This window comes from Brucella intermedia LMG 3301, assembly GCF_000182645.1.
Classification (GTDB): Bacteria; Pseudomonadota; Alphaproteobacteria; order Rhizobiales; family Rhizobiaceae; genus Brucella; species Brucella intermedia.
In genome coordinates this window covers 1,580,049-1,601,790 of sequence record NZ_ACQA01000002.1, presented here as the reverse complement: position 1 = coordinate 1,601,790, position 21,742 = coordinate 1,580,049, and the positions used below count along the sequence as shown (strand labels likewise).

Genomic DNA, 21,742 nt, shown 5'->3' with positions numbered 1-21,742 from the left:
TCAGATTATGCACAGGCTCCGCTCGCTCATCCCCTCGGCCAATTACCTCTTCGTGTTTGAGGCTGCAGCTCGACGGCTGAGCTTTACGGCGGCGGCGGAAGAGCTGAATGTCAGCCAGCCAGCGGTGAGCAAGACGATCAAGCTTCTCGAGGAAGCTACCGGACTGAAGCTTTTCCGCCGTGAAAGGAGCCGCCTTGAACTGACGGCTGAAGGACAGAGGCTTTATCGCGAAACGCAGGAAGCATTCGACCATCTGCACATGGTCATCTCGTCAATGCGCAAGAAGCACTCGCGCGATATCATCCGCGTGTCGTTCTCGGCATCTTTCGTGCAGCTATGGCTTCTGCCGCGTCTCAAAGGGTTCAAGGAGAAACATCCGGACGTAGCGTTGCGCATCGAAGAAAGCAGCCGTGACGATCAGGACCTGCTGGAAGAGGATATCGACGTTTCAGCGCGTCTGGGAAGAGGCAAATGGCCGGGTATCCTCGCCTGGCCGTTCGTGACGGAAGAAGTCTGGCCTCTATGCAGTCCTGCCTATCTCAAAGAGCGCGGAGCGATCAGGGAAGCAAGCGACCTTCTGAACCACACTCTGCTACATTTCGAGGAGCGCCATCGCTCGCGGCTTGGCTGGCGCGAATGGCTTGAGCGTTCCGGTGTGCCGAACCCGCGTATCGAACAGGATTTCGTCTTCACCGACGCACTCAGTTCCATCGAGGCGGCTGTGCAGGGGCAAGGCGTGGCGCTTGGCTGGAAACACCTCGTTCATGATCATGTCGTGGCGGGTCGGCTGGTTCCGGCCACGCATATGTGCCATCGTTCCGGCGACACGATCCATCTGGTGATGCCTGCACAGCGTCCGCCGAAGCGAGGTGCGGAACTGTTCCGCGAGTGGCTTCTCGAACAGGGCGCCGACGCGGAACTGAAGCTGTAGGCCCATTTGCTTATTACGCGAACACCACGGTCTTGTGACCGTTGAGCATGACGCGGTGCTCGAGATGCATCTTCACCGCTCGCGCAAGAACCCGGCTTTCGATATCTCGCCCCGTGGCGACGAAATCTTCCGCACTCATGGAATGAGTGACCCGCTCGGTTTCCTGTTCGATGATTGGGCCCTCGTCCAGGTCCGGCGTCACATAATGCGCCGTTGCGCCAATCAGCTTCACGCCCCGCTCGAACGCCTGATGATAGGGCTTTGCACCCTTGAAGGATGGCAGGAACGAATGGTGAATGTTGATGATCTTGCCGAACAGGCGATTGGATAGATTATCCGATAGCACCTGCATATAGCGTGCGAGGACCACCAGATCGGCCTGCGTCTCACGCACCAGATCGATCAGGCGAGCTTCCTGCTCGGCCTTGTTATCCTTGTTCACGCCCCAGCAATGATAGGGAATGCCCGCACTTTCCGCCGTCTCGCGGCTATCTTCATGATTAGAGACGATGGCAACGACCTCGGCATTCAGCCAGCCAACGCGGATCTGATAGAGAAGATGCAGCATGGCGTGATCGAATTTGGACACCATAAGCACGATCTTGGGCTTGCGGCTGGCATCGGCCACCGCGAATTTCATGCCGAACCGCTCGCCTGCCGGTTTCAGTGAGTGCTCGACCGCCTCACGCGGCATGCCGAGCGGCGCGCTGAAAGCAATGCGCATGAAAAAGCGATTGGTCACCCTGTCACGAAACTGATTGCTCTCAACGATATTGCCGCCAATTGCAGCGAGTTCTGTGGTAATCGCTGCAACAATACCGGGCTTATCATCACAATCGAGCGTCAAGACAAAAAGCGTAGGGTCGATGCTGGCCGCAGGCCGCATCCTAGAAGGCATGTCATTCATGATCTTTTCTCGGGAAGTTTCAAGGTTTTAGGGGCTTACCGAAAGCGTAATCTTCCACTTTCGGCACAAAACGGGGGTGTGCATATCCGGCGGGCTTTTCACCCACCGACACGCCGGTATTGAGAATGCCAGCCTGATAATCCGCCGCGAATAATGAGTAGGGATATGTCGGAGGGATGACACTCGCTGCATCCAGCTTGGCACGCAGTTCGTCAGGGATCGAGAAAGCCAGCGCGCCGAGATTGTCTCCGAGTTGTGACAGCTTGCTCGCGCCTATGATCGCTGCCCCGATACCCGGTTGCGACACCGCCCAATTCAACGCCACCTGCGCCATGGATTTGCCAAGCACGCCAGAAACTTCCGCAAGTATGGCGACAATCCTCATATTGCGTTCGGTGAACAGCCCCAGCCCGCCCGCATCGTCGCGACTAAGACGCCCTTCACCACCGGCCCGGTATTTGCCTGTCAGAAGCCCCATGGCGAGCGGGCTCCAAGCGGTAATACCCAGTCCCAGGTTCTGTCCCAGCGGGACAAATTCCTGCTCTATGCTGCGCTCGACCAGCGAATAGGGCAGTTGCAAACTGATCGGCTGCGAAAGCGCGTGGGCTTCTGCCCAGGTCTGCGCACGGGCAGCATACCAGGATGGTACATCCGAGAGGCCGCAGTAGCGGATTTTTCCCGCGCGGATCAGATCGTCGAAGCCGCGAATCACCTCTTCCACAGGCGTCATGCCATCCCAGGTATGCACCATATAAAGATCGATATAGTCAGTCTTCAGCCGTTTCAGCGACTGATCAACCGCACGGAACATATTCTTGCGGCCATTGCCGCCGGCATTGGGATTGCCAGGCTGCAGATTGTTGGAATATTTGGTCGCGATCACCACCCGATCACGGGCGCCGGCTTCCTCGACAAACCTGCCGACCAGCGTCTCGCTCAAGCCCGCACCGTAGGAATCCGCCGTGTCGATGAAATTGCCGCCCGCGTCGAGATAGCGATCAAAGATGGCCCGCGCATTCTCTTCATCCGTACCCCAAGCCCCCCCAATCCCTCTGATCCCCGCATTTCCGAATGTCATCGTCCCGAGCGCCAGACGGCTGACACGCAGACCGGAGCGGCCAAGGAGGAAATAATGATCGAGCGACATAGGAAACCTCCTGACTGTCAGGTCACATAAAGCCGTGATAAGCGCGACAGGCGACGGTCTGTTGGACGTAGTTGATCATTGAAATGAAATCGAACACGGGACGCCCGGTCACCTTCTGCACGGCATGAGCATAAGGGGGAAGATCGCTGCATTCGAGCAGGATGGAGCGAACCTCTGGATTGTCCCGCACGAGCTTCATCGCCACTTCGCAAACTTCGCGCTCGATGGCGGCGGAATCGAGTGTCCCTTTCTCTTCCAGAATCGCCTCACGGAACTCGGCCTGATCTTCCATTCCGGCAAGCACGATCGGGATCGTTTCTGGAATGCCGCTGGCGGCGAAATGCCGTGGACTGAGGCGCTCTGCATTGGCAGTAATTACGCCTACAGTGCCGCGCGCCACAGCGTGCATGAAGGGTATCTGCATCAGGCTCGACAGGAAGACTGGTATATCGACGGCCTCAGCAACCTCTTCCTGGAAATATGCCATGAACCCGCAGGCGCCAGTAATGGCTTTCACACCCCGCCCCTGAAGTTCCAGAGCCGCTTCCACAAAAGCTTCTTTCAATGCCGGATCACGCTGATTCAGAAGACGGTCAATGGAAGCGCCGCGCACCTCCTGATAGCGAACCGGATATGTATAGGTAGTCGCATTACCGACATTGCCGGGCACGCAGGGATAGGCGGCATCCAGAATGAGGATGCCGATCTGTTCCCCATACCATGACTGGCTGTTCCGGCTGACCGCGTAAACAGTCATCGTTGCAGTCTCCGATATGAAATGTGGTTGAAGTGGATGCAGCAGCAAGCCGCTGCATCAAGTGGTGCCGTTCCGGATCACTCGATGAGTTTTGGCGCGCCAGTATTTCCGGCGCTCTCGTCGAGGCCATAGGATTTCAGGATCTTGGCAATGGTGCCGTCCTTGTGCATTTCCTCGATATTCGCGTCGAGAGCAGCACCAAAATCCGTCGCGCTCTTGGCATAAGGCAGACTGGCCTGTGCTGCTTCGCGGGTTGCGCGGATGCGCTCATCAGGCTGCGCGATCTCGACCTTGATGTCCTTCAATGTGCCATTCTTGGCCGCATAAGCGCCTGTCGAGTAGCCGTCGATGCCGACATCGATACGCCCTGATGCAAGATCCTGATGCATGTTCACCGAGTTCGGATAAAGGCGAAGATTGGCACCCAGAAGCTTCTTGGCATCGGTCACCCAGAGATAACCCTGCACCGTTCCGACATTCTTGCCGACGAGTTCCTCGACCGTCTTGATGCCATCCTTTGAATAAAGGCCCATCTGGTCTTTATAAAGCGGATAGGAAAGATTCATCACCTTGGCGCGCTCTGCCGTGCGATACCAGTCACCGGTCGTGATATCAGCCTGACCCGACAGGACATATTGGATAGCAGCCGCGGGATCGACCGCCACTGGCTTCACAGTAAGGCATTCGCGTTTCGCGAATTCGGCCGCAATGTCACCATCGAGGCCGCTCATCTTGCCGCTTTCATCCATGAAGGAATGCGGCGCATAAGTAGTGACGGCAACCATCAGCGTACCGGGCGTAATGGTTTTGAATTCGTGCTTGGGTTTGCAATCCTGCGCCAATGCTGTCGCCGACAGCCCGACGAAAATGGCAAAGCCGATCAGGCCCTTGTGAATGATCCCGTTATTCATGTGCGACTCCCCTTGTTATTGTGCGTTATCGGGTGGCGTAAGCGGACGACCGCTTCTCCACGTAAGAAACGATCCATGCCGCCGGGATGCAGATGGTTGCATAGAGCAGACCGGCCAGCAGCAGCGCAGGCATGTAGCGAAAGGTATTGGACCCAATTTCATAGGCATTGCTGACCAGTTCCGGCAGCGCGATGGTGAAGCAGAGCGAAGTGCCTTGAAAGATAAGGATCGCGAAGCCCAGCAGGGCTGGCAGCGCAACTCTCAAAGCCTGAGGCAGCAACACAAAACGCAACTCGTCCAGAACACTGAAGCCCAGGGCTTCTGCCGCTTCGCGCTGACCATGATGGATCGACTGGAGGCTGGCCCGAATGATTTCACTCGTATAGGCACCGGTATTCCAAGCCAGCGCTATGACCGCTGCTGCGAACGAAGTCAGGGTCAGGCCTGTCGCAGGTAAGCCGAAATACATGAACTGCAACAGAACCAGCGCTGGGGCGCCCCGCCCTATTTCAACAAGGAACAGGCTCACGATCCGCGCCATGCGCGTCTTGGCACCGACGCCAAGCGCCAAAAGAAGCCCAAGCGGAATACCGATGGCAAGGCTCAAAGCAGCTACCTGCAAACTGATTTTTAGCCCACCGAGCAACGCCGGCATCCATTCAAGAAATTCATCCGCGGTCGGAAACATCAGCGCGCCACCTTTGCTCTCAGATAGCTGTCCGCGGAACGCGACAGCCATGCGACCGGCAAGCTCAGGAAAATGTAGAACAAGCCGACCAGGGCGAAGACCTCAATGCCCTTGAAGGTGAGTTGCGATACTTGGTTGCCGCGAAAGGCCAGATCGGCAACCCCGATGGTTGATGCCACGGCGGTTTCCTTCATGAGCCCGATCAGATAGCTCGCCGCCGATGGCAGAGCGACGCGAAAAGCCTGCGGGGCAACCACATCGATCAACGTATATCTGGTGCCAAAATTCAGGGCGGTCGCCGCTTCCCATTGGCCATGATGCAGCGACGCTAATGCCCCGCGATAGATTTCGGCCATATTGGCAGAGGCTATCAAACCGAGACCGATCAGTGCCGCGACAAATGGATTGATAGGCATTATGCCCATGCCGATGCCGAAGAAAATGATGAACAGCCAAAGGATGGGAGGGAGTGCGCGCACGATCTGGATCAACAGCGCCGCAAGCCAGCGTATGAGGGCGAAGCGAGCGCTTCGTGCTGCCAGTAAGGGCACGCCGAGAATGCAACCGATACCGAATGACCCCAGAGTAAGAGCGATGGTCCACGGCAGCCCGCTCAAAATGAGAAGAACATTGTCGGCCGTCATCGGTCGTGCACCGCACGAAGAAACCGCTTCGTACGCTCCTCTTGAGGATTGCGCATAACCTCTTTCGATGCACCTTTTTCAATGATCTTGCCATCGGCCATGATCATCACGGTGTCGGAAACATTCTCCGCAAATCCCATTTCGTGTGTGACAACCAGCATCGTCATGCCGCTTTCCGCCAGTTCCCGCATAACGGCCAGAACTTCGAGACCGAGTTCCGGATCGAGCGCCGAGGTCGGTTCATCAAAAAGCATGACCTGCGGGTCGAGCGCCAGCGAGCGCGCAATGGCGATGCGCTGTTGCTGACCGCCGGAGCACCTGCCCGGATATTGGGTGGCTTTATCTGCAAGTCCGACACGCTCCAGCAGTTGAAGCGCCCGTTCCTCCGCCTCAGCGCGGCTGCGGCCAAGAACGCGCTCTTGCGGCAGACTGACATTGCGCAGAACACTCATATGCGGAAACAGGTTGAATGACTGGAACACCATGCCAACCGTATTGCGCAGCTCCTTCAACTGCGCCTTACGCGGCTCCTGGGTAGCATCAAGCCTGAGCTTGCCGACCGTAATCATCCCACCATCGGGTTTTTCGAGATAATTGATGCAACGCAACAGTGTGCTCTTACCGGAGCCGCTGGGGCCAATGATCGCCAGAACCTCGCCCTGCGCCACGTCAAGATCGATATTCTCAAGAACGCGATGCGCACCAAAATGCTTGCTGAGTCCTTCAAGCCGAATGATCTTTGGCGTGGAAGCGGGAGTATGGGCCGTGTCGGTCACCAGTGTCGGTCGCGTTGCGTTCAACGGGCAAACTCCCCATTTTCCTCGTTCATCACGATTATCCCATCATCCCCACGGCTCGCAGATTTCGATTTTCTGCAACAGACGCTGGATCGCTGTGTTCGGCGGCTGGTTGATATTTTATGCCGCCAATGTTCCCTTGGTTAATCACGATAGTTCCCGGCCAACAGATTACAAACGCAAAAAATATCCGGGACCTCATAACCTGAAGTAATGGAGGGAACAACGCGATTACAGCAGCCGCCCCAGGCGCAAACCATCATAGATTGCTGCGTGTGTGTTGCGCGCCGAAACCGCATCGCCAATGCGGTAAAGCTCGAACGAACTTTCCGCATTCCTGACCAGATTCTGGGGACGCCCGTCCATGAGAGCATCGTAGTCCACGACACCCAGATTTCGTGACAGTGGCTTCAGCTCAAAGTAGAGATCGTCCATCGGTCGCGTCCCGTCATTGACGACGATCTGGTCAAATTCGCGCTCGAAACTGATTCCCACGTAATCACTGCCAATCTGCGCTATCAGACGATTATTATCGCGCCGGATCGCTATCAGTCGATAAGATACGCTGAAGGCCACATCCTTCCTTTGCAGGCTGCGCATATAAGGCACCAGATTCATTCCCATCACTTCGGGCGCAAAGGTGCGATCTGCCGTCATGATTTCGACTTTTCCTCCAGTATTCGCGATGAATTCCGCAGCCTGAAGCCCGGCATGGTCGCCCGCTTCGTCGAAAACAAGCACATTTGCACCCGGCTGCACATCGCCTGAGATTATGTCCCAGGGGGAAACTGCGAGGTCATTGCCTTCGCGCAGGATTTGCATGTCGGGAATGCCGCCGGTAGCGATAATCGCCACATCGGGCGTTTCCGCAAGCACGGTACCTGCCTCGGCCCATGTATTGAAACGAAAATCGACGCCAAGCTTTTCACACTGCGCCATCCGCCAGTCGATGATCCCCATCATTTCCCGGCGGCGCGGGCTTTGGGCCGTCAAGCGAACCTGTCCTCCGGGCTGGTTCGCAGCTTCAAAGACCATGACCTTATGCCCCCGTTCAGCGCTCACCCGCGCAGCTTCCAGACCGGCAGGCCCTGTCCCCACCACGATGATGCGGCGACGTTTCTCTGCCCGACGCAGAGTATGCGGCATGGTCAACTCTCGCCCGGTCGAAGGATTATGGATGCAATAGGCAGCCCCACCCTGATAGATGCGATCAAGACAATAATTAGCGCCCACGCAAGGCCGTATTTCTTCCTCCCGCTTTTCAAGAATCTTGCGAACGATATGCGGATCAGTCATGTGTGCACGCGTCATGCCAACCATATCGAGCTTACCCGATGCAATCGCATGGCGTGCCGTCGCTACATCCTGAATTTTCGACGCATGAAATGTGGCCATCCCCGTGCTGGAACGGATTTCGCCAGCAAAATCCAGATGCGGTGCGCTCGGCATTCCCTGTATGGGGATGACATCGACTAGCCCCGCATCGGTCTCGATATGACCGCGAATGACGTTGAGAAAATCGACCAGTCCGCTTTCCTTGAGCTTGCGCGAAATCTCAAGTCCATCGCTTTTCGTCAACCCGCCCTCAAGAACTTCATCGGCGACATAACGTATCCCGATCAGAAAATCAGGCCCCACGCGCTCCCGAATGGCAGTCAGAACCTGCAACGAAAAACGCATACGATTATCGAGATCGCCGCCGAAAGCGCCGTCGAGTTCATTGGTAAGCGGCGACCAGAACTGATCTAGCAGATGACCGTAGGCTTCAAGCTCCAGCCCGTCGAGACCGGCTGCCTGCATGCGTTCTGCGGCATCTGCATAATCCGCAATAATGCGCTCAATGTCCCAATCCTCCGCTTTTTTGGGATAGGCGCGATGAGCAGGCTCGTGCTTGCCCGTTGAGGATAGCGAAGGCAACCAGTCTCCCTTATCCCAACGTGTTCGACGACCGAGATGAGTAAGCTGGATCATCACCGCCGCGCCATGTTCATGACACTCGTCGGCGAGATCCCGAAGCCACGGCACGACCTCGTCCTTGTAGGCGAGCACATTGTTGAAAGCCGGCGGACTGTCTCTGGAAACCGATGCCGAACCCGCTGTCATCGTCAAGGCAATACCGGCTTTTGCACGCTCGACATGGTAGGCGCGATAGCGTTCCTTCGGCATGCCCTCTTCGGCATAAGCAGGTTCGTGGGAGGTAAGCATGATGCGGTTGCGAAGCATCAGATGCTTGATCTGAAGCGGCTGCAGCAGCGGATCGACCGACATGGCGAGAGTTCCCGTTGATTGTTTGTCCTGAGCTAAATATAAATGTACATAAGTGTCAATTTAATAATCATATATGTACATAACTCTTGTCAAACTTGTTCGGCTTGATAAAATTCCGATATGGAACAAAACATCACGAATGATGCAGGGTGGCGCGGCTCGCCCGATTTATGGCTTCAGGCAGCTTATGATGCGCTGATCGAAAGTGGCATTGACGCCGTTCGCATCATGCCGCTTGCCAAGTCGCTCGATATTTCGCGCACAAGTTTTTACTGGTTTTTCAAGGACCGCGAAGAGCTGCTCGACGCGCTTATTGCACGCTGGCGCGACAAGAATACGGGCGCTCTTCTGCGTCAGGCTGATGCCTATGCTGAAACAATACAGGAAGCGGTCCTGAACGTGTTTGACTGCTGGCTGGACCACAGTCTGTTCGATTCCGCTTTTGAATTTGCGATCCGCAGCTGGGCGCTTCAATCGACCGACGTCGAAGACGAGGTGAGGAACGCCGACGCCATACGCCTGGAAGGCCTGGCGCGGATGTTTGAACGTTTTGGCTTTGGCGGCCCCGTGTCCGATGTGCGTGCCCGCACGCTCTATCTGGTGCAGATCGGATACTTTTCCATGCGAACGCGGGAAGAGACCGATGTGCGCCTCGCGCGCATCCCCTATTATGTCGAGACATTCACAGGCCAGGCGCCAGAGCAAAGGGAACTGGACAGATTTCTCTCACGACACAGGGCGCGATGATGGGATATGTAAGTCCGAGTGACCGCTCGATAAGAAATTCCGCCCCGTGCAATAATTTAATGCCAATTATCGATCAACTCTTCCGTGCAAACCAGTTCGAGCTGCTCGCTAAAACGCTGATGGCAGAGGGAAATGATCGCGTCATGCGTCTGATCGGAAACACTGCACACGGCGTCGGTGACCACAATCACCCGGTATCCTCGATCCACGGCGCCCAATAGCGTTGCCAGGACACAAAGGTCGGTCTCAGCGCCGCTGACGATCAGTGTGTGAACACGCCTTTTGTGCAGATATCGCTGGAGAAAGCCTTCTGTCCAGGGAGAATATACAGTCTTGTCGAGCAGAGCGGCGGGTGGCGAAAATTCCCGCAGCGGGGCGACGAGTTCAATAAGCCACGGATCCACACGTTCAAGGGTAAGGGCTTCCCACTTGCGGTAATAACTCTTCCATGCTCCCATCGCCGCCTCTGGTGACTTGGGGGGTATGAAACGGGTGAAAACCGTATCCTCACTGCGTCGGGAACAGATATCGACGATATTGGGCAGGATTGCCTCGACCCACGGCACATGCCAGGGCGATGCGGGGCCAAAGAGATTCTGCATATCAATGCAAAGATGCATGCAGCCTTCTCGCAGGTTGCCCCGTAAAAGCCCGGTTTCCAGAGGCATTTATCCTTCGATCCTTTCCACGGCGCTTTGGCCGCTCGCTCCCTCGATCATAAGCAACATCCGCGCCAATGCCTCATTCACCGCATCGGCCGGGGAAAGTTGAATACATTGAGGATTTTGAAAGTAAACGGAAACGGTGTTGCCGGAATCGTCAAAGAACTGAACGGAATAGGCTTCATCGTCTTCTATCGAAACGACCTGTGTTGCCATCATCATCTGCCAAACTCCTGTTGGACTTACCGAACTCACCAGAATGGCTTTCGTTCCCGCGATGTTTCCTGGAGCAGAGGTGGTTTGAGGTGCGAGCGATAAAGATCGCGATCGTTCTCGCGGCGGCGAGCTGTAAGAATGTACGCTAGCGTACATTTACCCACTTTGGAGGGAACCAACTGGCCGGCACGATCTTACTTCCCCGGTGAAGGAGGAATACACCATGCCATCAAAATCGGATTTCGAAAAAGAGGTGTTGGCGCTGGTGCCCGCGTTGCACCAGTTCGCCCGGACGATGTGCCATCAAAGTTCCGACGTCGATGATCTGGTGCAGGAGACGCTTCTGAAAGCTCTGCGCCATCGAGACAGGTTCACCCCTTACGGCTCGCTCAAGTCGTGGCTGTTCACCATTATGAAAAACACGTTCTGCACCAGGATCAAGAAAGCGCGCCGCGAAGATGCGCTCGAGACGTGGGAGGAGCCGACGATAAGCGCGCCTCAGGAATTGGCGCTCGAATTGCAGGATGTCGGCGAGGCATATGGTAAATTGTCCCCCGCGCATAAAAAGGTGCTCGATCTGGTGATATTCAACGGGCTAAGCTACGAACACGCCGCGATGGCAACCGGCTGCACGATCGGAACGATCAAGAGCAGGCTTAACAGGGCGAGAGCTCGGCTCGAAAGCAATTTACACCCGGGTGGGATAAGCGTTTCGGAGCAATAGCCGAAGCGGGGTGGGCGAACCTTGCTCACAGTCTGGAAACGAGATCTCTGCAAAGTGCTTCCGGAACCAATTTTTGCTCCGCAGGTTCACCCTCATGACGAACGACCGAGGTGCACCAGATGTCTTTTCCGCCGACAGATGCCAGGGCCAATAAGCTTCTGGCATTGCTTTCTCCGTCCGACTACGAGAACGTCATCCGCGAGACATCATATGCGGAACTCCCACGCGGTACGATACTCGCGAAAACGGGAAAGCCGATCGAAAAGGTCTATTTCCTCACGGCGGGTATCGGTTCAATTGTCGTTACCACCACGGAAGGACGCCGGGCAGAAGCGGGAATCTTCGGATGTGACGGATATATTCCGACCTCCGCGATCGCCGGGGTCGAAACCAGTTCATATGATGTCCTCGTGCAGGTCGCCGCGCAAGGCTACGAAATGCCTTATGACAAGTTTCGCCGGTGGATGGAAGGAAACCGCAACTTTTCGAAGATCATGATCCGATCCATCGAGGCCTTTTCTATTCAGCTTGCTTATACAGCCGTTTCGAACGCCATTCACGGCGTCACGCAACGCTTAGCCCGTTGGCTGCTGATGTGCGATGACCGAATATCCGGCCATAAAATTTCTCTCACCCACGAATTCCTCTCAGTCATGCTTGCCGTTCGTCGTCCCAGTGTCACGACTTCCCTTCACATTCTTGAGGGATTAGGCCTGATCAAGTCAGAACGAGGAGTGGTTTTTATTCGTAACCGCCACGAACTGGAACGCTATGCCCGGGACGCCTATGGCTGGCCGGAAAGGGAATCCGCGCGACTGATGCAGGGCATTGGGCCGATGCAGGATTAGGATCGGTCTTCCAAAAAATTTCCAACAATTCGGTTGTCTCTTCAGGTTGGAGCGAACTGAAACCTTTTGCCGCGCTGTTGGTTGCGTTTCCGAAACCCAGGAACAGGAGACAGGAAATGCAGTTCAAAGTACTGGGAGAAGGCGAAGGCCAGCGCACTTTCATCGTTGTGCTGCCCCGGGAAGAAGCCGTGGTCGCAACGCTTGAACGTTTTGTCCGCGAACAGGCCCTCACTGCGGCCTCGTTGTCCGGGATCGGCGCTTTCAGCCAAGCGACGCTGGGATTTTTCGACCTTGAACGGCAGGACTATCACCGGATCGAGATCAACGAACAATGCGAAGTGCTCAGCCTGCTCGGCGATTGCGCGCTGGATGAACAAGGAAGGCCCGGCCTGCATTTGCATGTCGTTGTTGGAATGCGCAGTGGTGAGGCGAAAGGCGGTCATCTGATCGAAGCGACAGTCCGCCCAACGCTGGAGGTGATCATCAAGGAAAACGCAAGCACCATGATGCGGACCTATCGACCGGAACTGGGCCTGGCATTGATCGATCCGAAAAAATAGCGGTGGAATGCGCCTGCCGCAGCTGGCAGATACATCCCGCTACAGGAGCGGCTTGCCGCCGGTGACAGCTACGGTGGCGCCCGAAGTGAAGCTCGACAGCGGGTCTGCCAGCATGACATAAGCAGAAGCAAGTTCTGCCGGTTGGGCAGGCCTTTTCATAGGTGTCTGCTTGCCGAAATTTCGTACCGCATCTTCGGGAAGGGTTGAGGGAATGAGTGGGGTCCATACCGGCCCGGGAGCGACAGCATTGGCGCGAATGTCCTTTTCCGCCAGAAGCTGCGCCAGTCCCGCAGTAAAATTCTGGATCGCGCCCTTGGTCGTTGCATAGGCCAGCAGACTCGGATTCGGCATATCAGAATTGATGGAAGCCGTATTAATGATCGCAGATCCGGGTTTCATGTGAGGAATGGCTGCTTTCGTCAGATAGAACATCGCGTGGATGTTGACGCGAAACGTCAGTTCCCACTCCTCGTCGCTGATATCGTCGAGCGCCGAGAAACTTGCCTGATGAGCCGCATTGTTCACCAGAATATCGATGCCGCCCAGCTCGCTCACAGCGCGATCAACCACATCGCGGCAAGTCTGTGCATGCTGGATATCGCACTTCATCAGGACAGCCTTTCTGCCCTCTTTCTCAATGAGTGATTTGGTGGCGAGCGCGTCTTCATCTTCTTCCAGATAGGCGATCAGCATATCCGCGCCTTCGCGTGCATATGCTATCGCCACAGCTCGGCCGATACCGCTGTCTCCCCCCGTGATAATCGCCCGCAACCCCTCCAGTTTGCCCGACCCCTTGTAGGAGGTTTCCCCATGGTCGGGCGTCGGATTCATCTTTTCTGTGTAACCGGGCATGGGTTGGTGCTGGGTTTCGAACGGCGGCTGTGGATATTGTCTTTCCATTTCGGCTTGTCCTTTCTTTCGCTCACCGCCCTAACAGCGAGCTGCGGCATATGTTCCAGGACAAAACTTTGGTGGTGCCAGCCACGAAGACAATTTGGGGGTATTTATCCCCTCTGGAACGCGGTCGAGGTGCTCATAGAAGGTTTCTCTTGACCACCTCAAAGATATGCAGACGCCTCCGGGCCCGGTGTGTGCGAGCCTATGCTCTGAAGCGATAAATCCGCTAATCACCACTTTACGCGAAAGCCGATATTTCCCTTGTAGCAGTAACTATCACCGAATTCGGCCAGGCTGGTGTTAACTGAACCCTTTCCATAGATCGAATATTTATCGCCATCCCAATTGTAGCTACCGCCCAGCCCGACGCCACCCCATAGGCGTTCGTTGCTGTTGGCGAAGCTGGGGCAGCGCCGGATCAATCATAAGTCCGCTCGTAAGATCACGTGCCCCACAACGCCACGAAGTGCTCCGGCGAAACCTCGCGATATTCACGCAAAGGCACGACAAAATCCGCGGGCCGAATAGGGCTCTTGAGTTCTCCCCCTTCGCTTGAAAGCCTGGTCTTGCGTCGGTCAGGGTCAGGGATCGGAACCGCCGCCATCAGCTTGCGTGTATAGTCGTGTTGGGGGTTTTCAAAGACCGACGACCTCGGCCCTATTTCTACGATCTCGCCCAGATACATTACGGCCACGCGATGGCTTACACGCTCCACAACGGCCATGTCATGCGAGATGAACAGGAACGCTAGATCAAGGCTCTCCTGAAGATCCAGCATGAGGTTGATGACCTGAGCCTTGATCGAGACATCCAGCGCCGACACACTTTCATCGGCAACGATAACCTTGGGCTTCAGGGCAAGCGCGCGGGCGATACAGATGCGCTGTCTTTGCCCGCCGGAAAATTCATGCGGGTAGCGCTTTGCCATATCCGGCGTCAGGCCGACCTTTTCCAGCATGTCTGCGACAACATTCTTCGCATCCCTTGCGCTTCCCAACCGGTGTTCAATGTAAGGTTCCGCAATGGCGGCTCCCACCGTCATACGCGGGTTCAACGACGCGTAAGGATCCTGAAAGATCATCTGAACAGTTCGGCGCATCTCGCGCATGGACTGCCTGCCGAGGCTGAGGATATTCTGGCCTTCCACCAGAACCTCACCGGAGTCCGGTTCGGTCAATCGCATGATGGCGCGCCCGGTCGTCGATTTCCCGCACCCGCTTTCGCCGACCAGCGAAAGGGTTTCCCCCTTGCGCAGAGTGAAAGACACGTTCTCCACCGCATGGACACGCCCGCTCAGTCGAGACATGAAGCCTGAATAAATCTCGAAGCGCTTTGTAAGACCTTTTACTTCCAGCACCGGAACATCGACGTTGTCGACGGTATCCGCCACTTCGACCGGTTTTTCCGCGAGCCCAGTCGCATCGTCTACTATCGGAAACCGTAGAGGACGTTGATAGCCCTGCATCGAACCCAGTACAGGAACCGCCGACAAAAGTGCTCGCGTATAGGGATGTTTGCTTTGCCTGAAAATATCGGCCGTCTGTCCTGTCTCAACCTGCTTTCCACGAAACATGACAACAGTACGATCCGATATTTCCGCCACCACGCCCATATCATGCGTAATGAAAAGAACCGAAGTGCCCTCTTCTTCCTGCAACGTTTTGATAAGATCGAGGATTTGGCCTTGAATGGTTACATCCAGTGCCGTGGTCGGTTCGTCGGCGATCAGCAATTTGGGTCTCGATGCCAGAGCCATTGCAATCATGACGCGCTGACGCATACCGCCCGAAAAACGATGCGGATATTCATCAAAGCGGGATGCAGCGGACGGAATGCGGACCTTTTCAAGCAAGCGGACCGTCTCAGCGCGCGCGTCTGCCTTCGACATTTGCGAATGGCAGAGCAATGCTTCGGAAATCTGGTCGCCGATTGTGAAGAGCGGATTGAGGCTCGTCATCGGCTCCTGAAAGATCATGGCAATTTCGTTGCCGCGAATGCGGCGCATTTCATTTTCCGAGAGCGTCAGAAGCTCCCGACTGGCCAAGCTGATACTGCCTTCGATGCGGCTCGTATCCTTCTGCAGAAGACGCATGATCGACAGCGAAGTAACACTCTTGCCCGAGCCGGATTCGCCGACGATTGCGACGGTTTCTCCCGGATGAACGTCGAAGGAAACATCATCGACAACCGGTTTCCATGCGCCGTCGACCAGAAAGGAGGTAGTCAGTCCTCGAACGGATAAAACAGGTTCGTGTTTTCCAACCGTCGCAAATTTCCCAGACGTCATAATGTTCCTCCGCGTTACTCAGCCTCTGCCAGCCATCAATCCGGCCAACGCAGCAAGCCATCGAAGCGATGCCTGCTTCGGTCCTCAAAGGGGGTAGCGATAATCTCGTTCGATGCCCGGGCTCTGTCGAGTTCCTCACCCAAACGTCGAGCCACGACAGTCTCCTGTCCGGGATGCAGATTGCATGGGTCGAGATAGAAATAGTTGTGCTCTACCTCATGGTCACGGGTTATGATCGGTGGATTCCCATGCGCAAGAGCGGTTACGAGATCCCAAGCCGTGATGTGCGCATCGGCTGCAGACACAATCACTCGCAGGCGGTCGAGCGGATTGTTCGTCGGATCTGGTTCGATCAGAGCCGTGACACCGGGGCGGCCATCAAGCGTTCTCTTCCACAGTTCCAGATATCCGGTTTCCCGTTCGCGAATTCCGGCATGGTCACGCTTTTCCCATGCTTCCAGTGCAGCCATGACGCCGTAAATGCTCTCTTTGCCAACTTTCATGCCGCGCCCAATGCCGAGATTTTGCAGGAAAGCATGGCGAACGAGTTCCTTCTTGCCTGCGACAATCCCCGAGCTTGGGCCGCCAAGAAACTTGTGTCCCGAATAGATTGCAATATCTGCGCCCTTTTCCAGAAAGAGCTTCAGGTCATATTCGGATGCAGCATCCACGATCACCGGCACGCCCCTGGCGTGCGCGATCTCGACAAACTCGCTTAGATGCAGAAGGCCATAGTCCACAACATGGTGCGATACGACATAAACCGCCGCAGCCGTCTTTTCGGTAATCGCATTCTCCATGTGATAGCGATGGGTAGATGTCGCCTGTCCGATCAGGACGACCTTGCCTCCCGCAAGCCGGATTGCCTGATCGACCGGAGCGCCGTAACTGACCACGTGACCGGTCTGCACCAGAACTTCGTTCTTTTCAGGCGTCGTATCCGGCAGCCTTTCAATCGCGAGAAGGTTGTTGCCTGTCATGGTTCCGGCAACAGTAAGTGTAATGCCTGACGAGCAGGACGCCGTGACGAAGCCAGCTTCGCCGCCTGTCAACCGTGCAATCACTTCGCTTGCCTTGCGCTGGAGATCGTTGACCTCGACGAACTGGGGCAAGATCGCTGCCATCGCCTCTATTGCCTCGGGCACCACGATGGATGCGCCAAGCGATGTCATCGTGCCGGAAACATTGATGACCGGTCGAAGCCCGATCTTGCGGCGGATATCATCGGTCATGTCAATTCTCCCATTTCTTTCGCTGTCTCAGGTATCGACATATATGCCATAATAATGTAATAACTTCTCGAATTTCACACGGAGCACTTGAGTGAGCGTATTGTCAACCGCTATTCCCGCCGAAACGTCCCCTGCAGACGATACCGAAACCAAGTCGACACGCCGCTCGCGTGTCAGCGGCATCGACCGTGCGTTGCAGGTGATTGACTATCTTTATGAGGCCGGCGCTCCAGCTGGTCCCTATGCGATTGCCAAGGCGATCAAGGCGCCTCTGTCCACGGTCTATGTGACCATCGATGATCTCGTTGAGAAAAACATGCTCGCCCGCAACGCGGACGGTGCGATCTGGCTCGGTGCGCGGCTCTATCATTACGGTCTTGCCTACGCGCGGTCGCTTGATTTCATGAGCGTCGCCACGCACGAAATGCATGATCTCTGCCGCGAAGCGAACGAAGCAGTGCAACTGTGCGGCCGGGATGGAGACCATATGCTTGTTCTGGCCATGGCGGACGGACCAAGCCCGTTTCAGGTTGCCTCGCGTGTCGGCACAAGAGTACCTTTGAACTGGACTGCATCCGGTCGGCTTCTGGTGGGGCATTTGGCTGAGAATGAACGGATCGAGCTTTTCAAGCGCTGCGCCCGGACTTCTCCGACCGGTCGGGCCGAAATCGACGCCACGAGTCTCTCGGAGGCTGCGGCGAAAGCCTTCGATGAGCGGCTCTCGATCCAGATTGCGGAATCCGACTATGCCGTTGCCTGCATTGCTTCCCCGATCTGCGACCGCGATGGACAATGCGTTGCGACAATCTCCATCGTGCTTCCTGAACAGAAAGTGCTTTCCGACGAAAGCCGCTACACCGGTCAGGTGCGCGCTTCGGCGGCGAAGATCGAAAAGCTGATGGGCTGGCGCAATCATTGACGCTGTCCTAGTCTTTCAGGGCGACGATCGCTTCGATCTCAACCGTGATATTGCCCGGCAAGGAACCGAAGCCGACGGCTGAACGCGCATGTTGACCGGCTGCACCAAACACTTCGATGAAAAGATCGGAGCAGCCGTTGATGACATTGGGGTGTAGCTCGAAGTCGGGCACGGCGTTGACCATGCCCAACAGCTTCACGACACGCTTTACACGGGAAAGGTCGCCAAGCGCTCCGTGCATGACGGCCAGCAGATTGATACCGGTGAGACGGGCATCCTGATAGGCCTGATCCACGCCGATGTCGCCGCCGACCTTACCGGCCCGCAAATGTCCGCTCTCTTCCCTTGGCCCTTGCCCGGAAAGATAGAGGATGTTGCCTTCCCGAACATGCGTGACAAAGTTCGCGATGGGCGGCGGCGGCGGCGGCAAGGTTATGCCAAGTGAAGCCAGGCGCTCATAGGGGGAGTATCGTACTTCGGTCGTTTGGAGAGAATGGGACACGAATTTTCCTCATCATTTCGTCACGGGACGTTCCCGCAAAATTCAATGCGGCGCTGCCAGTTTCAGCGCCACGAATAGCCGTGGCTGTGGCGAACGAGTTTGCGCGCACGCGGCACATAGCGGCTGGCCGTAATCGCCTCAGCGCCAATGACTGCGTAGCGGGGCTCAAAAAGCCTGTTCAGCCGAGACACATCACCATTGGAATCCGTCGCTTCCAAGTCGGCATCAACCAGATCGAAGATCGTGAAATCGGCACGTTGCCCAACAGAAAGCCGGTTTTCCATCGAGAGCTTGATCACCGATGCCGGGTTATGCGTGACGGCTTCGATGACATTTTCAAACGGCATGTTGACCGACAGCAATTTGGACATTGTTGTCGCCAGATCCCAGACAGGAAAGTTCATCGAATGTCCGTGCAGGTCTGTCGAGATCGAGAATGGAAGGAGTCCCCGTTCAATTGCCGCCTCCGCGACCTTGAACGAGAAGGACGCCCCGCCGTGGCCAATATCCAGCCGGATGCCCTCGCCCGCGCAGCGTTCCGCGAGGTTGAACAGGTCTTCGTCTTCCATGATGCTGGAGCCGGACTTGCCGTTGAAGCAATGCGTAACCACATCGCCGGGCCCGAGAATTTCAAGAACTTCATCATAGAGCGCGGGCGGCTCACCCACATGGACCATCATGGGCACTTTCAGTATCTTCGCGATCTTCTTGCCAAGCTTGACTGGCGTAACGCCCCACGACCCGGTTATGACGTGGCTGGCCCGGACCTTGATCCCCACGATATGCTCGCTATTGGCTGCGTAGCATTCGAGAATACGGTCGAGATCAATATCTTTGATATCGCGCAATTCCGGAACCCGGTTGCAGGCGACAAGGCCGATTGAACCAAGATTGAGGAAGGCTTTGATCCGTTCCCTGGCAGGTTCAATGATATATTCCCGGAAGCCGTGAAAATTGGCCTCCCCCGCCGAACCGGCATCGACGAGTGTCGTCACCCCTCGTTCAGCGCCGCATTCGGAAGGGCGTATCGAGATATCCGTACCACCATGCCAGATATGAACATGCAGATCGACCCAACCCGGCGAAATCCAGGCTCCCTTGCCATCGATCCGCTCCACCTCTGCCGGTGCGTTCAACGACTTGCCGATGGCGCTGATATTGCCGTCCTTCCCGACGAGAATATCGGTCGTCGTATCGGAATGTTCACCGAAAGCTACCGGTCTGACATTGGTGATGAGAAGCGGCTTCGCCTGTTCACCGGAAATCATATTACAAATCCCTTCGCAGTCTTGGATCGAGCATGTCGCGTAGTCCGTCGCCAACCATCTGAAGCGAGAGGACGGAAAGAATGATGGCGAAGCCGGGGAAGTAGGTCATCCAGTCGGCTTGGCCGATATATTGGCGTCCCGCGGCGATCATGGTTCCCCAAGTTGGAATCTCGGGGCTTACGCCGAGACCAAGGAAGGAGAGCCCCGCTTCGGCAAGCATTGCGCTCGCAAAGAGGAAAGTGCACTGCACGATGATGGGCGAGATCAGATTTCTCAGCACGTGCCGCGTCATGATGTGGAATGTCGAGATTCCAAGCGATTGAGCCGCCTCGACATAAGGCAATTCACGGATCACCAGCGTCGAGGCGCGCACGATGCGCGCCAGCCTCGGTGAGTAGACGACTGACAGGGCAACGATGACCGTCGCCAGCGATGGGCCGAGCGCAGCGACCAGCGCGATGGCCAGCAGAATGTCGGGGAACGCCATCATCGCGTCGATCAGGCGAGCGATGGGAGTATCCAGACGCTGAAAGAAACCTGCGAGCAATCCGAGTGTCACTCCTATGATCGCCGACAGGACGACAACAGCCGCGCCCACCATAAGTGACAGCCGTCCGGCATAGATCGTACGAGAAAAGACGTCACGTCCGAACTCATCCGTGCCAAACCAGAACATTTCGCTCGGCGGCTTGAGACGGTTGACGATGGATAGCTTCGACGGCGAATAAGGTGCAATCCAGGGCGCCAGCAGCGCGAGGATGGCAAAGACCGCAAGCACGATAATGCCAGCCGCCACTGTCTTGCGTTTGAACAGCCGACGGACAAACAAAGCGCGTTCCGAGGGTGCTTTTTGCGTAGTCGTAACCAGATCGGCCATCAGTAGCGAACCCTCGGATCTACGAACAGATAGAGCATGTCGATGATGAAATTGATCAAGACATAGAGCCCCGCGATGACGAGCAGCGCGCCTTGGATTACCGGATAATCCCGACGCAGGACTGCAGACACCACAAGATTGCCAACCCCCGGCAGGCCGAACACTGTTTCCGTCACCACGGCGCCGGAGATCAGGACGGCCGCGGTGAGACCAATCACGGTCAGGATCGGGATCAGCGCGTTCTTCAAGGCATGCTTCATGATCACACGCCGCTCTATCAGGCCCTTTGCGCGCGCCGTGCGGATGTAATCGTCACCTAGAACATCAAGCATTGAGGCACGTGTGAAGCGCAGGATCAGGGCAGAGGAAACCAGCCCCAGCGCGATGGCTGGCAGGATCAGATGATACATTCGATCCATGAAGCTCGAACCCGGCCCGCCATAGCCGGACACCGGAAACAGGTTCAGCCGGACCGCAAAAAACTGCATGAGGATAAGGCCGAGCCAGAAGCTCGGTATGCTCGCTGCGAGCATGGCAACCGTCGTTGCAGCCTGATCCACAAAGGAACCACGTCTGTAAGCCGCATAAACTCCGACCGGCAGAGCAATGATGCATGCAATCAGAAGCGAAAGAACTGTCAGAAAGAACGTCGGCTCGGCTCTATCGAGCAATGCTGCGCCGACTGGCATGTTGAGGAATATCGACTGGCCGAGATCGCCCTTCAGCAGCTGACCTATGTAGTAAAAGTACTGAATGACCAGCGACTGATCCAGACCAAGCCGGGCGCGCAGATCGGCAATATCCTGCGCCGATGCATCTGGTCCAAGCATGACGGCGGCAGGATCGCCGGGCGTCACCCGGACAATCACGAACACGATCGTCACGACCAGAAACATGACGACAGCCATGCCGACAAATCGCTGAAGGATGTAGCGCACCATGCGATCAGATTC

General features: G+C 56.1%; 23 protein-coding genes and 1 pseudogene. 6 read left to right on the top strand and 18 right to left on the bottom strand.

The window, feature by feature from the left end:
• The first annotated feature begins 7 nt into the window (after positions 1-7).
• Positions 8-931 (top strand): LysR substrate-binding domain-containing protein, encoded by a 924-nt coding sequence (locus OINT_RS19970; RefSeq protein WP_006469722.1) that lies wholly within the window; start codon positions 8-10, stop codon positions 929-931.
• 13 nt (positions 932-944) lie between these two features.
• On the opposite strand, the gene purU is transcribed toward OINT_RS19970, so the two are convergent.
• The 8 genes from purU to OINT_RS19930 all read right to left on the bottom strand — a co-directional run bounded on the left by purU (position 945) and on the right by OINT_RS19930 (position 9,050).
• Positions 945-1,838 carry a formyltetrahydrofolate deformylase gene (purU, locus tag OINT_RS19965; RefSeq protein WP_006469721.1) on the bottom strand — a complete coding sequence of 298 codons (894 nt, stop codon included), beginning with the start codon at positions 1,836-1,838 and terminating at the stop codon, positions 945-947.
• Between the two features lie 19 nt (positions 1,839-1,857).
• A complete protein-coding gene (locus OINT_RS19960; RefSeq protein ID WP_006469720.1) occupies positions 1,858-2,985 on the bottom strand; it encodes an aldo/keto reductase in 1,128 nt (375 codons plus the stop codon).
• Positions 2,986-3,007: 22 nt separating this feature from the next.
• Positions 3,008-3,742, bottom strand: a complete 735-nt coding sequence (locus OINT_RS19955; RefSeq protein WP_006470708.1) for an aspartate/glutamate racemase family protein — start codon at positions 3,740-3,742, stop codon at positions 3,008-3,010.
• A gap of 77 nt (positions 3,743-3,819) precedes the next feature.
• The gene (locus OINT_RS19950; RefSeq protein ID WP_006469718.1) at positions 3,820-4,653 is read right to left on the bottom strand and encodes an ABC transporter substrate-binding protein; all 834 of its coding nucleotides are present in this window, start codon (positions 4,651-4,653) and stop codon (positions 3,820-3,822) included.
• Between the two features lie 25 nt (positions 4,654-4,678).
• Positions 4,679-5,392, bottom strand: coding sequence for an amino acid ABC transporter permease (locus tag OINT_RS19945; RefSeq protein ID WP_006469717.1), 714 nt, complete (start codon positions 5,390-5,392; stop codon positions 4,679-4,681).
• The gene (locus OINT_RS19940) at positions 5,341-5,985 is read right to left on the bottom strand and encodes an amino acid ABC transporter permease (protein WP_006469716.1); all 645 of its coding nucleotides are present in this window, start codon (positions 5,983-5,985) and stop codon (positions 5,341-5,343) included. Before OINT_RS19940 ends, OINT_RS19945 begins: the two co-directional genes overlap by 52 nt.
• Entirely contained in the window at positions 5,982-6,785 is an 804-nt protein-coding gene (locus OINT_RS19935) for an amino acid ABC transporter ATP-binding protein (RefSeq protein ID WP_006469715.1), read from the bottom strand. The genes OINT_RS19940 and OINT_RS19935 overlap by 4 nt, the downstream gene beginning before the upstream one ends.
• Positions 6,786-7,013: 228 nt before the next feature.
• Positions 7,014-9,050: an NADH:flavin oxidoreductase gene (locus OINT_RS19930; RefSeq protein WP_006469714.1), complete on the bottom strand. Its 2,037-nt coding sequence runs from the start codon at positions 9,048-9,050 to the stop codon at positions 7,014-7,016.
• 120 nt (positions 9,051-9,170) lie between these two features.
• On the opposite strand from OINT_RS19930, the gene OINT_RS19925 reads away from it, so the two are divergent.
• On the top strand, positions 9,171-9,797 hold the full coding sequence (locus OINT_RS19925; protein WP_006469713.1) for a TetR/AcrR family transcriptional regulator: 627 nt from the start codon (positions 9,171-9,173) through the stop codon (positions 9,795-9,797).
• 56 nt (positions 9,798-9,853) lie between these two features.
• Here the strand turns inward: OINT_RS19925 and OINT_RS19920 are convergent, their stop codons facing one another.
• Both OINT_RS19920 and OINT_RS19915 read right to left on the bottom strand, forming a co-directional pair.
• The gene (locus OINT_RS19920) at positions 9,854-10,465 is read right to left on the bottom strand and encodes a cysteine hydrolase family protein (protein ID WP_006469712.1); all 612 of its coding nucleotides are present in this window, start codon (positions 10,463-10,465) and stop codon (positions 9,854-9,856) included.
• Entirely contained in the window at positions 10,466-10,681 is a 216-nt protein-coding gene (locus OINT_RS19915) for a hypothetical protein (RefSeq protein WP_006470710.1), read from the bottom strand.
• Between the two features lie 217 nt (positions 10,682-10,898).
• Between OINT_RS19915 and OINT_RS19910 the strand changes: the two genes are divergently transcribed.
• The 3 genes from OINT_RS19910 to OINT_RS19900 all read left to right on the top strand — a co-directional run bounded on the left by OINT_RS19910 (position 10,899) and on the right by OINT_RS19900 (position 12,807).
• Positions 10,899-11,399: an RNA polymerase sigma factor gene (locus tag OINT_RS19910; protein ID WP_006470711.1), complete on the top strand. Its 501-nt coding sequence runs from the start codon at positions 10,899-10,901 to the stop codon at positions 11,397-11,399.
• 119 nt (positions 11,400-11,518) lie between these two features.
• The gene (locus tag OINT_RS19905; RefSeq protein WP_006469709.1) at positions 11,519-12,247 is read left to right on the top strand and encodes a Crp/Fnr family transcriptional regulator; all 729 of its coding nucleotides are present in this window, start codon (positions 11,519-11,521) and stop codon (positions 12,245-12,247) included.
• Between the two features lie 116 nt (positions 12,248-12,363).
• Entirely contained in the window at positions 12,364-12,807 is a 444-nt protein-coding gene (locus OINT_RS19900) for a PPC domain-containing DNA-binding protein (RefSeq protein ID WP_006470712.1), read from the top strand.
• A 39-nt stretch (positions 12,808-12,846) separates the two neighbouring features.
• Here the strand turns inward: OINT_RS19900 and OINT_RS19895 are convergent, their stop codons facing one another.
• The 4 genes and pseudogenes from OINT_RS19895 to OINT_RS19885 all read right to left on the bottom strand — a co-directional run bounded on the left by OINT_RS19895 (position 12,847) and on the right by OINT_RS19885 (position 17,223).
• Complete coding sequence (locus tag OINT_RS19895; RefSeq protein WP_006469707.1) at positions 12,847-13,707, bottom strand: SDR family oxidoreductase; 861 nt, start codon at positions 13,705-13,707, stop codon at positions 12,847-12,849.
• Between the two features lie 227 nt (positions 13,708-13,934).
• Positions 13,935-14,108 (bottom strand): annotated as a pseudogene (locus OINT_RS24465) (autotransporter outer membrane beta-barrel domain-containing protein); the annotation flags it as partial.
• A 38-nt stretch (positions 14,109-14,146) separates the two neighbouring features.
• Complete coding sequence (locus OINT_RS19890) at positions 14,147-15,991, bottom strand: ABC transporter ATP-binding protein (protein ID WP_006469704.1); 1,845 nt, start codon at positions 15,989-15,991, stop codon at positions 14,147-14,149.
• A 35-nt stretch (positions 15,992-16,026) separates the two neighbouring features.
• Positions 16,027-17,223, bottom strand: a complete 1,197-nt coding sequence (locus tag OINT_RS19885) for an aminotransferase class V-fold PLP-dependent enzyme (RefSeq protein ID WP_006469703.1) — start codon at positions 17,221-17,223, stop codon at positions 16,027-16,029.
• 91 nt (positions 17,224-17,314) lie between these two features.
• Here OINT_RS19885 and OINT_RS19880 point away from each other — a divergent pair, with 91 nt between their 5' ends.
• Positions 17,315-18,142 carry an IclR family transcriptional regulator gene (locus tag OINT_RS19880; protein ID WP_006469702.1) on the top strand — a complete coding sequence of 276 codons (828 nt, stop codon included), beginning with the start codon at positions 17,315-17,317 and terminating at the stop codon, positions 18,140-18,142.
• Between the two features lie 7 nt (positions 18,143-18,149).
• Here OINT_RS19880 and OINT_RS19875 read toward each other — a convergent pair whose 3' ends face one another.
• The 4 genes from OINT_RS19875 to OINT_RS19860 form a co-directional block, all read right to left on the bottom strand.
• A complete protein-coding gene (locus tag OINT_RS19875) occupies positions 18,150-18,644 on the bottom strand; it encodes a RidA family protein (RefSeq protein WP_006469701.1) in 495 nt (164 codons plus the stop codon).
• Between the two features lie 62 nt (positions 18,645-18,706).
• Complete coding sequence (locus tag OINT_RS19870) at positions 18,707-19,912, bottom strand: amidohydrolase/deacetylase family metallohydrolase (RefSeq protein ID WP_006470715.1); 1,206 nt, start codon at positions 19,910-19,912, stop codon at positions 18,707-18,709.
• A 1-nt stretch (position 19,913) separates the two neighbouring features.
• Complete coding sequence (locus OINT_RS19865) at positions 19,914-20,789, bottom strand: ABC transporter permease (RefSeq protein ID WP_006469699.1); 876 nt, start codon at positions 20,787-20,789, stop codon at positions 19,914-19,916.
• Positions 20,789-21,730 carry an ABC transporter permease gene (locus OINT_RS19860; protein ID WP_006469698.1) on the bottom strand — a complete coding sequence of 314 codons (942 nt, stop codon included), beginning with the start codon at positions 21,728-21,730 and terminating at the stop codon, positions 20,789-20,791. The genes OINT_RS19865 and OINT_RS19860 overlap by 1 nt, the downstream gene beginning before the upstream one ends.
• Positions 21,731-21,742 lie beyond the last annotated feature (12 nt).